The organism is Synoicihabitans lomoniglobus, assembly GCF_029023725.1.
Classification (GTDB): domain Bacteria; phylum Verrucomicrobiota; class Verrucomicrobiia; order Opitutales; family Opitutaceae; genus Actomonas; species Actomonas lomonigloba.
On record NZ_CP119075.1, the window covers coordinates 3,664,298 to 3,676,942 of the forward strand.

Genomic DNA, 12,645 nt, shown 5'->3' on the forward strand with positions numbered 1-12,645 from the left:
TCACATGATCGGGGTAAGCGACGCTCCCACCGCCTTGTAGATACGGGTGAGAATTTCCTTGGATGTCACCGCGCCGCTGGCACCCGGGAATATCCCCGTGTCCCGGTAGCGCTGGTAAAATTCCGGGTGATTCGTCGGCACGGGATCGGTCCCCGGTTTGAGCTCGAAACTGCTCGTGTTCTGAATCGGCCACGGATCGACCGGGCCGAGCGCGAGCAAGCCGCTGATGAGGCCGTTCACCGTGTCCAATCCCAGGGGATACTCCCGACGCGCGATCACCCAGCTGTTGCCGGGTTCCATGTCGCGTTCGATTTGCGCCCGCAGCTCGCGGGCAAACGCTTCGTCCTCGATGATCAGCCCCACCTCCGTGTTCAGGCTGACCGAACGCGGGTCCATGTTATAGGAGCCGACAAACGACACCCGGTCATCCACGACCAACGACTTCGCGTGCAGGCAAAAAAACGGCGCCGCCTTTTTGCCCTGCGTTTCGGCCCGCTGCGCCATGGCGTCGAACTCGGGAAACAACTCCGGCAGCGAGTCGGGGTGCGGTTTAAATTCGAATACTTCCAAACCGAGCTTCTCGACGTATTGGCTGCGCAATCGGTAGTTGGCTGAATAGGCCAGAATGTTGTCGGTCGAGGCGTAGCTATTGGTGGAAACCCGCAGCGAGATGGCCGGGTTTTGGCGTCGCAGGACGCGAGCCAGTTTTCGAGCGGATCCGCTCAGTATCAAATACGGCGATTGCACCGTAACCTCCCGCTGCGCTTCGCCCACCCGCTGACGCAGCGCTTTGGTCGTCCGCGACGCCTTGTCGAACAAACCCAGCCCTTTGCCCGGATCGTCGGCCAAGAACTCCACGCGATCGACCGGCCGGAGCTGGTGCCAAAAGAGCGTTCGCATTTGGTCGGCATCGTCGGCGGCTTGATCGATTTCCTCAAAGTAGCCGCCGAAGTCGTAGTCGGATCGGGTTTCGTAGCGGGGAAACCGGCCGCTTTGCATCACCGTTGCCACGTCTTTGAGTTCCGCACTGGGCACCACATGACGAAACGCCCAATACTCTTCAAACGAAGCCTCGGCGAGCCGCACCACCGGGCCCACGGCCATCACTTCGCGGTCGCGAAAGTTCATGCCCGGTGAGTGATTGAAATACGTGTTTTCGATGTTGCGCCCGCCCGTCAGCATCACCGCGCCATCCACCACCATCAGCTTGTTGTGCATGCGTTGGTTGATCCCGTGAAAGCCGAACATGGCCGAGGTGGCCTGCTGCCACAGGGACGGCTTCAGGCGCTCCATCACCGGACGGTAATGCCGCACCTCCAAGTTCGGATTCGCCGTGGCGAGAAAAGCGCCCACCTCCGGATTCTGGTCCGAGACCATGTGATCCGCGATCACCCTCACCTTCACGCCGCGCCGGGCCGCTTCGACCAGCTCATAAATCATCAGCCGCCCGACCTCGTCGTTCGTCCAAATAAACGTCTGCAGTTCGATCGATCGCCGCGCCTGTCGGATTAAATGCACCCGCAACGCCAGTGCTTCGTAACCATTCTCCAAATTCAACACCCGGTTACCCCGGGAAGGATCATCGGCCTCGCTCGAAATGTTCACCGTCGTCATCGCGGCCAGCAGCGACGGCTCATCGCTCTGCGCTCGCAGCGAGACCCCGCTCAAAATCACCAGCCCCCATAATATCCGTGCTCCGATCCGACCGCCACACCGACCGACCACAGCAACGGCGGGGCGATGAATCGCCAAAATTCGGGATAAAACAACCATGAGGATGACGAGGATAATTGACCGGTAATCTCGTCCCCGTCGACGACATGAAAGCGAAGTGCCGCCGAGAGGATCGCAATACGGCATGGTGGTGGCTCTCCGCCGACGGTGGCGAGCATCAGTTGCCCGGATTATGAAGCACCGGGCAACGAGCCTTCGCGGGATTCCCGCTCCGCTCTATCCCTGTCACCAGCCGGTCGATGACTTTCGATCCTTCACCCGTCCAGCGGGTTAATGAATTTTCATTAACCTTAAAACATTGATATTTAGTGATTAATAAGCAAATAGGGTGTTTAACCTAATTTAGTCCTTTCCAATCAGTTTTAACTAGGGTGTTTTCCCTACTCATGAAAACAACCCGCCCTACAGATTCGTCGCCACGTCACAACAGCGAACGTGGGTTTGCGCTGATCGAAACGGCGTTGGGCGCCGTAGTGATGTCGATGGTTTTCGCGGGAATGATGAGTGCTTTCGTTCAATCACGGCGGCTTACGGAGGGCAGCATTTTCCAAAATTCCACGGTCACGGTGGTGCAGGGTTACCTCGAACAAATCAAGAACATGGATTTCGCCAGCATCCCGCACTACGACGGCGATACGTTGCGACGCGGCACCGTCATCACGGATGACGCCAACATCTACACGCGGCTGGACGCGGACACGCTCGACGTCCTGCAAATCTCCCCCGGTGCCCCCATCGCAAAATCCACCGTGATCCCCGGCGAAGTGCCCGAGGGAGTCGTGGATAATTTCAAGCAGATCGACATCAACGACACTCCGGAGACCACGGCCGATGACCTGAATCTTCACGTCTGGGTGTGGATCACTCCCCTTGATGATGCGGACAACGGCGTGGGCCCGAGTCGTCGCATTCGGATGGTCTACACCTGGAGCTTCAACAACGGCGGCATCAGCCAGACCTACGTGGATTCCATCACCACCATTCGTTCCGTCGTTCCCACCTTCTAATGCCACGTTTCCCCATGAAATCGCACCCTTCCCGGCGTAAAACCTCGGCCCAACGCGGCTTCTCTCTGGTCGAAATCATGATCTCGACCTCGCTCGTGTCGGCCTTGCTCACCGGGGTCACAAGTTTCCTGTTCCAGAGCCTCAACATCTATCAATACGACTCCGGGAAACTGCTCGTGAACCGCGACATCCGCTCCTTCACCAGCGAGATGACGGAAAGTGCGTCGTATGCAAATTACTTCCTGGTGTTCCCCACCTTCGCTGATCGCACCCTGTCGGTCGATGTGGGCGATTCGGTGGTCGGTTATGCCAGCACCATCATCGATGCTTCGCTGACCGAGGGCCAGTCCGGCGACTTTCTACTGTTGGTTTACACGGATCCCCAGCACTCCAGCAGCATCACCGGATTGATCGGCTACTATCGCTCGCCGTCGAACGCCGAGGACCCGAACAGCGAAGGCCCCGTGCGTCGGTTCGAAGTCACGTTTCCCGGTGGCACCAGCGGCGACATCTGGGACCTGCTGCCCCAGGTGGACACCGCCCTCGACCACCCGGAGGTGGTGGAGCTCTCCCAGGGTCTGGCCGACGGAAAATTGTTCTACAACTACCTCAATCGCAGCATCATGGTGAAGGGAAAGATTTTCCACGAGGGCAACCTCATGCGTCGCGCCACCAACACCTACAATTTCACGGTGTCGCCCCGGGGCTGACGCGATTGCGGCGATGAAAAACTCATCCCTTCTCCGCCCGCGGAGCCCCCGCGGCTCCGCTCTCATGATCGCACTGGTCGTCGCGGCCATCATCGCTCTGGCCGCCGGCAGCATCCTGCGATGGTCGCTCACGGAACGCCGCATGAACAAACGACACGCCCTGCGTTTGGAGGCCCGCAACGCCGCCGAGGCGGCCGCGGAATACGCCTTTGCCCAGGTCCGGCAGCGACTCGACGAACAAATGAGTTTCTCCATGAGCATGCTCGATCCCGAGGGTCCCACGCCCCTCGTGCCGCCGCCGACGAGCGTGTTCGCCGATTCCCATGTCGTGGTCGATTCCGTGACCGTGGTGGGAGGACAGATCAAGCACGTCACCAACGATTTCAACGACACCCACTTTTACATCGATCCCCGGGATGCGAACAACCAGTTCGACCCCATGAAAGGTAAGCGCATCTTCCGCCGCGATGTGCAGATCCTGGCTCAAGCCACCGTCGCCAGTCCCAACATCGGCAGCCTCACGGCCTACGTCGGCGAGACGCTCGCCATGCGCGAAGCGCCCATGTTTGCCCATGCCATTTTTTATAACATGGACCTGGAGCTGTGCCCCGGTTCGCAAATGACCATCGACGGCCCCGTGCACACCAACGGCAACCTGTGGATCGCCGGCCCCTACGGCAGCGCCACCTTGGATTTCAAGGGACCGGTCACCGTGGCCGGCGCGGTCTACGGCGGGTATCTGACGCCTTTGATTCACTCCAACGGCAGTCCCGAGGGCGGCCGGTCCAATCCCGTGAGGTTCGTGGACAAAGCCGGAGAGCTGAAAGATCTGCGTGAAAACTCCGGAAGCTGGCGCGACCACAAAATGGGCACCGGCAGCGAGACCATCGTCACCCAGACCGAGTTTCGCGAATTCACGTCCGCCTACTACAACGGCTATCTGCAATCCCGCACTCACGGCGTGGAACAATACAACCCTGTCGCATTCGGCGAATACGTGCCCGATCCCTCCCCTCATGACGGAGTGGACCAATCGGTAAATTCCGGCCGCGCCATGATCGAACCTCCCCTGGCGTCAGGTGAGGCAGGTTACGTGGCGGCCATTGAATCGCAAAAATTCTCCCGCAAATCCGGTCTCTATATCACGGTGAATCCGAGCTCCATGGCTCGCACGGGCAAGAAACCGGACGGCACAGATATCGTGATTCCGGCGGGCGAATACCGCGCCTTCAATGGCAGCAGCACCGAGATCATTCTGCCCGGTTCCACCGTCGCCACCGCGGGCACGGTGCACCCCAATCCGGGAGGCCGCCCCATCATTCAAATCAAGCCTGCCGCCATGACCGATATGCGGCGCGTCACCGCATTCAACCCCGGTGCCAACCGCAGCAGCGGCAATGCCTTCGATCCCAAAACCATCGATATCATCGAGGTCGACATGACCGCCCTAAAAATGGCCGTCGACTGGTCCGTAAATGGCGCGAATCACAGCCTCGTCTACGACTATGATTCCAGCGCCTCCGATTCGACCTATCAAGCGTCCACCACCACGGTCGAAGTCCTCTCGACCGCCAATCACTTGTTCAACTTCGATGCCGCCGACTGGAATGGCGCCATCTACGTGGAGTCGATCGATGCCGAAACCCGACGCGATTCGGGCGTCCGTTTGATCAATGGCCGCGGCCGCATCGCCAGCACTCCCACCCACTCCGCCCACGAGGGTCTCACCATCGCCACCAACGACGCCCTGTATATCCTCGGTCACTACAACGCCGACGGCCTGATCCAGACCAGCACAGGCAGTTTGACCAACAGTTCCCGCTACCCCGAGAGCGTGGACGAAGTGCCGGCCGCCATCGCCGCCGACGCCATCACCATCCTCTCGCAACCGACCATCGATGGCGGCGGAACCCAATACCGGGGCTGGAACGACGGGCTGAGCGAGCTGCGCCACTCCACCAGTTCTTACAGCTCCTCGTGGTCGACTTCGAACCCATCCGGGTCCAATCGCGTCGACGGTTCCAGTTCCTATCGTCGCGCCTCCGAAGACCCCACGGACAACACGTCCAGCGGCTCCGCCAATAACTACAACGTCAAGTTCGGTTCCGCCGACACCGAGGTGGCTTCCGCCCTGCTCATGGGCTTGGTTCCGTCCAATAAAAACGGCTCCGGACAACAGAGCGGTGGAGCCCACAACTTTCCGCGTTTCATCGAAAAATGGAGCGGTCGCACGCTGGCAATGCGCGGTTCCATGGTCGCTCTTTTCGAGAGTCGCATCGCCGACGAAGAATTCGGCATCCGCTATTACGATCCGCCCACCCGCCTGTGGGGTTTCAACGAAATTTTTGCCGACGGCCGCTATCCGCCGCAAACCCCGCTGGTGCGCACGTATCGCCGCGTCGACTTCTCTGATCTGGCACCAGCCGAATATGCCGCGTTGTTGGATGACATGGAATGGGAAGATTCGGAGGACGACGAAGACGAGCAGTGAGCGCTGCGGAAAGCGGGTCTGCAGCTCGCCCGCCCGGTGAACGCGCCTCGCGGGCCGACGGCAGCGCCGCGCCGCGGAGTTGCCTTTTCCCCCAAATCCCTTGGGTTGGGCGGCGATATGCAAATCGAGGCGCGAATTTCCAAGGAATGGCGGCGGCGCATGATCTTCATGGGCATCATGATCTGGGGCTCCGCGCTTTGGTTTGCCTCCGACGGTTATCTCGTCTGGCCCGCCGAGGCCGAGCGTTACCAAACACTCGTGGAACTCACCGCCGACCAAGTGCCGGAAGGCACGAAGTTGACCGAGAAAACTCCCGAAGTGAAACGCATCTGGGAAGCCTACGCCCGTGAGCACGATCTCAAAACCAAGGTCCCCAAGAACCGCACCGCCGGCGACCTCGCCGGTCAGCGCGGAATCGCGGGTTTTCTCACGTTGATCGGACTGGTCTTCACCACCTGGTTCGTGCTGCAACACCGCCGCAGCGTGACCGTCGAAGGAGACGTAATCACCGGCGCCAGCGGTGAAAAGGTGGGCCTCGACGACATCGTGGAAGTCGACCGCCGCAAGTGGGTCGACAAGGGTATCGCCTACGGCATTTATGACGCCAACGGCAAACGCCGCCGCCTCTGTTTGGATGACCACAAATTCATCGGATGCGAAGCCATCATCCTGGAAGCCGAACGCCGCATCAAAGCGCGCACCGCGGCGACTTCGCCGACCGATTCGGCCGTCGCAGACACCCCGCCAGATTCGTCACAAACGTGACGCCGGCATGGCGAACGGGTGGCCGGAAAGTGACATTGGTTACGTTGTTTTGACGTAGGCCGGACACGCTTGCGTGTCACCCGGCGAAGGACTGGGAGGAGGGATGTCGCACGGCGAATGATTCGCCCGCGGCGTTCCGCCACCATGATCAAATCTCCTTCGTCGACGGCCGTTATCACCGAACGTTACCGGGTGCGCTTGGCCGCGTCCGCCGCCGATTTACGCGCCGCGCAACGGTTGCGATTTCACGTGTTCAACCTGGAACTCCACGAGGGTTTGGTGGATTCCCACCTGACGGGCTTGGATTGCGATCCCTTCGACGCCGTGTGCGCGCACTTGGTGGTGGAAGAACGCGAAACGAATACCGTCGTCGGCACCTATCGACTGCAAACCGGCGCGAGTGCGAAGGATCATCTCGGCTACTACAGTGAGCAGGAGTTCGATTTCTCCCCGTTCGAGGGCGAGCGCCAACGCATCCTGGAACTGGGGCGCGCCTGTGTGGCGGCGGAGCATCGCAATCAACTCGTGCTCGGACTGCTGTGGCGGGGCATCCTCAACTACGCCCGCGACCGCGGACTGCGTTTTCTCCTCGGCTGCAGTTCCCTTTCCTCCCAGGACGAGGCGGGCGCCATCGTGACCTACCAGGGATTGGCCGCCCGGTTTCTAGTCGCAGAACGGTGGCGCACCCTGCCCGTCCACGCCTGCCGGTGCCAGCGGGGACCGGCGGAGCCGCTGGCGGTGCCTCGCCTCATGGTCGCCTATCTGAGCGCGGGGTCCCGCATCTGTGGCGAGCCGGCCATCGACCGCGAGTTCGGCACCATCGACTTTTTGACGTTAATGGATCTCGAGTCCGTTTCACCTCGATTTGCGCGCAAATATCTCGCGTAAACCAGGCGTCAGGGGACGCGGTAAATCTCCATCAATACCGTGCCTACGGCACCACTTTGTCCGGATGTCACGACGGTGTAAGCTCCGGCCGACAACTCGATCAACATCGCGGCATCCGCACTGCCGAGCTCCAGCGGAAAGGCTCCCACGGCATCGGCGGCCGCGACCACATCGGCCGCGTTGGCGGCCTCGCTCCAGTTGTCATTACTCGCCAACGCCTCGCCCGCTTGCACGAGACTCACCTGAGAGTCGGCCATTGCGCCTGCCACCGAAAACCGACTCGTCAAGGTCGGGCCCACCGCGCGAATCAACAGTTTCACCGTGCCCTCACCCGCGACCACGACGCCGGCGTTGAGCGTGGCATCGCCCGTGCCGGCAAACGCCAACGTGCTCGCGTTGGTGAGTTCGGGTCCCGTGCTGGCACCGTTGGTATCGTAGACTTCGAGCAACATCACCCCACTGCCGCCACCGTCTCCCACGGGCGTCGTGTAAACGCCCGCACCCAAGGTCTGCACCAACACGGCATCGGCACTCGCCGGCGAGAGCGCAAACGCGCCCAGCGATTTGAACGCATCGGCATAAAGCGCGGACCAGTCGTCCTGCCGCGCGAGAATTGCTCCGGCTCGAAACAGCGCCAGATCCGGATCGTCGAGCGCCGTGGTAAGGCCAAACTCCCGGAGTTCGGGACCCACCGCGCGAATCACCATCTTCTTCGTGCCCTCGCCTTCGATGACAAATCCCGCCACGGGTGATCCCGCTGCCCCGCCGATTTCCGCCCGCGTGGACAAATTCACCACGCGTGCCGGACCAGTGAAGTTGACGGGCGCATCCTTCGCACCCGTCACGACAAACTGCCCCATCATGCCGTCGTCCTCGTGCGTGAGAATGTGGCAGTGATACATGTAGGGCACGTCGTCGTTGGCATGATCATCGAACACCGCGATGAAGCGCACGGTCGATCGCCGTCGCACGAGGATCGTATCCTTCTTGCCGGTGAGTTCCGGCGGCGGCGGTTCACCATCGATATCGAGCACGAAGAACTGCACATCGTGAATGTGAAAGGGATGCGCGTAACTCGTGTCGTTGCGAATCTCCCAAATCTCGACGGCATTGAGATGGACGGTCTGATTGACCACCCCGTGATCGAATGGCGTGTCATCCAATAAAAACGGTGAAGGCGGCGCGCCCGTCATGCGGATCGTGCGGGTCCGCGTCGCCTGCGCGGCAATGGGGCGGGCGAGCACGTTGATGGAGTCCGGCAGACTCGTTACGGCTCCCGCCGTCGACGCCACCACGCGCAGTTCCACCAACGGCAGATCCAATCCGTTGAGCGGATTGCCGCCGCCGGGGCCATTGGCCGAACCCGCAATGTCGATGCCCTCGAGCTCGGAATTAAAGGCCACCAGATTCAGCGTCGTGCCTTGAGCGTCGCGCAGATCGATCACCACATCAATGCGCTCGCCCGGCGTGACGAGGAAACGGCTGCCCGCCAGTGGGGTCTCGCGCAAGCCGCCGTCGGTGCCGACGAGATGCAACGGTGCACCGTTGGACAAGCCTACATTGTATCCACGCGCTGATGACGCATTGAGCACGCGCAGTCGCACCATCTGCGCCGGGACTTCCAGATACGGATCGACCGCCCCGTTGACGAGCATGGTGGAACCGAGTTCGTCGACGATGAACTGGCCGTCAAAATTGATGTTTCGGTCCTGCAGGAAGATCGGAAACTCATCGACGCCGTAGGTCTGCGGGAGTCCGGCGGCAGCCTCCACTTCGTCACGCACCAGAATCATGCCCGACAACCCCTTGGTGACATGCTTGTTCGTCAAATGATGCAGATGCGGGTGATACCACATCGTCGCAGCATCATCCAAAACAGTGAAGGCCGGAGACCACGTTGCCCCGGGCGCAATCGTGGTGTGCGGTCCCCCGTCATCTTCCGGCGACACGTGCATGCCATGCCAGTGGTTGGTCGTGATCTCGCCGAGTTCGTTGGTGACATTCATCACCACATCGTCGCCTTTGTGCATGATGAGTGTCGGCCCGAGAAAGTCGCCGTTGTAACCGGCGGTGGGCGTCACCACGCCCGGGGTGAATTCCATGGTGCCGTTCTGCATCGTGAGATCGTAAACCGGCCCCGTCAGTGTCGGCGGCACGAACAACGGCGTCTTCGCGCCCACGACCGTCGCAGCGACTAGGATCAACAAACTCCAAGCGGCCCGACTCGGACGACGTGAACAGGAAAAAGCACGGAGGTAATTCAAAAGGGGCACATGCATTCCGTCGCACAAACCCCGGGTCCAGGGCAATGAAAGACTAATAATTATTAACTTTCGCCGCCGCTCTCTTTCCCCGGCGTCACCGCGGCCTCGTCATAAGCAACCGGTAATATTCCTCCCGTAGTGCTTCTTGTTCCTCATCGCTCACGCCCCAGACCTTGGCCTGCTCGATACCGGTCGCGATTTCGTTCATCGCTTTCGCGAACTGTTCGCGGGCTTCGGCCTCCCGTGCACGCTGCTGGAGAGACGAACCGAGCAATGGAATGGTGAAGCGATTGAGCACCAGTCGGTCGAACGCCGAGAGGTGTTTTTCCACCAGCTTCTCCGCCAACGCTTCCCCGGTGAGAAACGGCTCGATCTCGACGTTCTTTTTCGGCGGTTTGATCTCCAGACGCGGCAGCTCGACCGTCGGCAACTGCGTCGTTTCGACCGTCACTTCCGGCAACTGCACCACTTCACGCTCGGTTTCGACATCCGGCGCGCGCGGCGGGTAGGTCACCTCTCGCGTTTTCCGAGGCGGTATGGAACGCAACCGCGGACGCTCTTGATGCGACGGATAAACTGTTTCCTCCTCCGAAACGCTCTCTTGCACGGGAGGATTATAGACCGGCATCACTTCCGCCATTTTGGCCAACACCGAATCCTCGTCGCCTCGGACGACCGACGCGATCGCGAGCGTTAAGCTCCACCGAAGGACCTGGGAACGCCCTTTCATGGCCGGAAGTTCTATCCGGATTCGGCCATGGGGCGAGACCCGATTATGAAACGGACGGAGCCGCGGCGTTCTTCGCCCGCTTCAGTGCCACGCCGAGCATCAGAAAACCCAACAGCACGAAACCGGCGATACACTGAAACATCACCGGGTAGCCCGCGCTTTCGGCCAGTTTACCCATCAACAACGCCCCCGCCGTCGTGCCAGCCATGCGCACCGACATCATCACACTGGAAGCCATGCCCAGCCGTCGTTGGCCCATGATCGCAGTGAGGAACAGGAGCGTTCCCACTTCCCGCCCCGCCCAGCCGAAACCGTGCAACAGATGCGGCAACCACAACCACTGCGGATCGCTGATAAATGACGTGAGCAGCATGCGCAGGCCTTGGGCGACAAAGCCGATGACCAACATTCGCGCCGCTCCGATGCGGTCGGCCAGGCGCCCCATCCATGAGAGCGTGAGCAACGCCATGAGTCCGGTCATGCCCGACAACATTCCGACCCATTCCAACGACGCGCCCATGTCGCGGGCATAGGCCGCAAAAAAACCGTGCACGCCCGGCTCCGCCATGCTGACAAAGAAGTGCGCCGCGAGAAAGAACCCCACCCGTCGAAAACTCGTTGCCGCCACCTCATCCCCCCCGCCTGCCCGCGGAGCGGCCGGATCAGCGAGCCGCTGCACAAACCAGATCGACACCGGCAGATAGACCATCGCCGCGAAGGCCATGGAGGAGATTTGATCAAACAGCAGCGGCAGTCCGGCCGCCGCAAACAGGAATCCGAGCGAGCCAAATCGCCGGTAACCGCCAAAACCCGCCCCCGGTTTCGCCGGATCCAGATTGGCCAAGGCCAGCGCCGGCATCAGCCCCATGATCGAGGTGACGAACAGGCCACGCATGATCCCGTAAATCACGAAGTCCGCCCAGTCATCCGCGTGGGCAAACCACGCCAACGTGACGACGAGTCCAAGCGTGCCGACGATGATCCCGGACCGGAAACGCCGCGTATGGTCGGCCCACTTTCCCCACGCCAGAGCTGTGAAGATCATCAGTCCGTTCTCCAAACCGAGGATCAATCCGATCTGAGACTCGCTCAGACCGACATCCTTCATCCGCACGGTTTCGAAAGTGCCGAGCAACCCCAGCGCCCCGAGTTGCAGCATCGAGGCCCAACGCATTTTCCAAAGTGCCGTGATCAAGACGGCACCCTGTTCTCATCCTAAGCGTTCCCGCAATCCCTTCGTCGATGAATAGCCGGGCGGTAAACGCTACCGGATTGCGCTCAGGCTGGCTACGGCCGGAAAGCCGCCCGTTGGCGACGTCGGCAAAACGCCATACCCAGCGCACCCAGTCCGGCGAGAGCCGCATAGGTGGAAGGTTCGGGCACCGCCGATACACCGGCTGTCATGGTAGCCGCATATCCCCGTTGGTTGCCGTAGAGATTATAGGTGCCGCCCGCGCCTCCGCCGTTGATTATAAACGTCTGCCCGATCGACAGCGTATCCGGATCCTGGCCGGTGCCCGTGAACGACCAGTCCGTGCCGCCCACGTTGCCAATGAGGCCTTGGTTTTCTGAAACGTTGGTCGTGTTGCCGTCGCCCGCGGAAGCCACCGCCCGATCCGAAAACCCGAACGTGTAACCCGCCGACACCGCGGCCGATCCTTCGATCAAACCGAAGGCAATATCCGCCTGCAGGCCACTCTCATCGGAGGTAACGCTCGTGCCAATGCCGCGGAGCACCCAGGTATTGGCGGCCGTGTTTTCAAACAACAACGGCGTTACACTGCGGTTCGGGTCGAGATCGTCATCGTCAAAGAACGACCACGTCAGGGCCGTGTTATCCGCCCCGAAATCACCACCGGTCATGATGTAAACGCCTCCCGTGGCACTATCCGAGCCGCCATCGCTCAGCGAGGAACCGATCGTGACTTGGGCTCCCAGCGGGGCCTTCAGGATTACAAGGGTGGATAGAAGCAGGAGGTATTTTCTCATGAGAATAAGGGGCGGGATAACTAGGGATTGGGGCTGAAGATGAGACCGGTCCTGTGGAGTAAAACCA

Annotated in this window: 10 protein-coding genes; 5 read left to right on the top strand and 5 right to left on the bottom strand. The window is 60.8% G+C overall.

Annotated elements, in window-relative coordinates:
- Positions 1–1,773 (bottom strand): phospholipase D-like domain-containing protein, encoded by a 1,773-nt coding sequence (locus PXH66_RS14120; protein ID WP_330929149.1) that lies wholly within the window; start codon positions 1,771–1,773, stop codon positions 1–3.
- 347 nt (positions 1,774–2,120) lie between these two features.
- Here PXH66_RS14120 and PXH66_RS14125 point away from each other — a divergent pair, with 347 nt between their 5' ends.
- The 5 genes from PXH66_RS14125 (at position 2,121) to PXH66_RS14145 (ending at position 7,595) form a co-directional block, all read left to right on the top strand.
- A complete protein-coding gene (locus PXH66_RS14125) occupies positions 2,121–2,741 on the top strand; it encodes a type IV pilus modification PilV family protein (protein WP_330929148.1) in 621 nt (206 codons plus the stop codon).
- 14 nt (positions 2,742–2,755) lie between these two features.
- Positions 2,756–3,451 carry a PilW family protein gene (locus PXH66_RS14130; protein WP_330929147.1) on the top strand — a complete coding sequence of 232 codons (696 nt, stop codon included), beginning with the start codon at positions 2,756–2,758 and terminating at the stop codon, positions 3,449–3,451.
- A 64-nt stretch (positions 3,452–3,515) separates the two neighbouring features.
- Positions 3,516–5,942, top strand: coding sequence for a hypothetical protein (locus PXH66_RS14135; protein WP_330929146.1), 2,427 nt, complete (start codon positions 3,516–3,518; stop codon positions 5,940–5,942).
- A 117-nt stretch (positions 5,943–6,059) separates the two neighbouring features.
- Positions 6,060–6,707, top strand: coding sequence for a hypothetical protein (locus tag PXH66_RS14140; protein WP_330932050.1), 648 nt, complete (start codon positions 6,060–6,062; stop codon positions 6,705–6,707).
- 144 nt (positions 6,708–6,851) lie between these two features.
- Positions 6,852–7,595 (top strand): GNAT family N-acetyltransferase, encoded by a 744-nt coding sequence (locus PXH66_RS14145; RefSeq protein ID WP_330929144.1) that lies wholly within the window; start codon positions 6,852–6,854, stop codon positions 7,593–7,595.
- 8 nt (positions 7,596–7,603) lie between these two features.
- On the opposite strand, the gene PXH66_RS14150 is transcribed toward PXH66_RS14145, so the two are convergent.
- From PXH66_RS14150 to PXH66_RS14165, 4 genes are all read right to left on the bottom strand, one after another.
- A complete protein-coding gene (locus tag PXH66_RS14150; protein WP_330929143.1) occupies positions 7,604–9,799 on the bottom strand; it encodes a multicopper oxidase family protein in 2,196 nt (731 codons plus the stop codon).
- A gap of 154 nt (positions 9,800–9,953) precedes the next feature.
- Positions 9,954–10,589 carry a hypothetical protein gene (locus PXH66_RS14155; RefSeq protein WP_330929142.1) on the bottom strand — a complete coding sequence of 212 codons (636 nt, stop codon included), beginning with the start codon at positions 10,587–10,589 and terminating at the stop codon, positions 9,954–9,956.
- A 43-nt stretch (positions 10,590–10,632) separates the two neighbouring features.
- Positions 10,633–11,784 (bottom strand): MFS transporter, encoded by a 1,152-nt coding sequence (locus PXH66_RS14160; protein WP_330929141.1) that lies wholly within the window; start codon positions 11,782–11,784, stop codon positions 10,633–10,635.
- 92 nt (positions 11,785–11,876) lie between these two features.
- A complete protein-coding gene (locus tag PXH66_RS14165; protein ID WP_330929140.1) occupies positions 11,877–12,578 on the bottom strand; it encodes a PEP-CTERM sorting domain-containing protein in 702 nt (233 codons plus the stop codon).
- Between the last annotated feature and the right edge of the window lie 67 nt (positions 12,579–12,645).

Coding starts and splice junctions, on each gene's coding strand:
- PXH66_RS14165 (WP_330929140.1), bottom strand. CDS start 12,578: ATGAGAAAATACCTCCTGCTTCTATCCACCCTTGTAATCCTGAAGGCC.
- PXH66_RS14145 (WP_330929144.1), top strand. CDS start 6,852: ATGATCAAATCTCCTTCGTCGACGGCCGTTATCACCGAACGTTACCGG.
- PXH66_RS14155 (WP_330929142.1), bottom strand. CDS start 10,589: ATGAAAGGGCGTTCCCAGGTCCTTCGGTGGAGCTTAACGCTCGCGATC.
- PXH66_RS14130 (WP_330929147.1), top strand. CDS start 2,756: ATGAAATCGCACCCTTCCCGGCGTAAAACCTCGGCCCAACGCGGCTTC.
- PXH66_RS14120 (WP_330929149.1), bottom strand. CDS start 1,773: ATGGTTGTTTTATCCCGAATTTTGGCGATTCATCGCCCCGCCGTTGCT.
- PXH66_RS14125 (WP_330929148.1), top strand. CDS start 2,121: ATGAAAACAACCCGCCCTACAGATTCGTCGCCACGTCACAACAGCGAA.
- PXH66_RS14140 (WP_330932050.1), top strand. CDS start 6,060: ATGCAAATCGAGGCGCGAATTTCCAAGGAATGGCGGCGGCGCATGATC.
- PXH66_RS14135 (WP_330929146.1), top strand. CDS start 3,516: ATGATCGCACTGGTCGTCGCGGCCATCATCGCTCTGGCCGCCGGCAGC.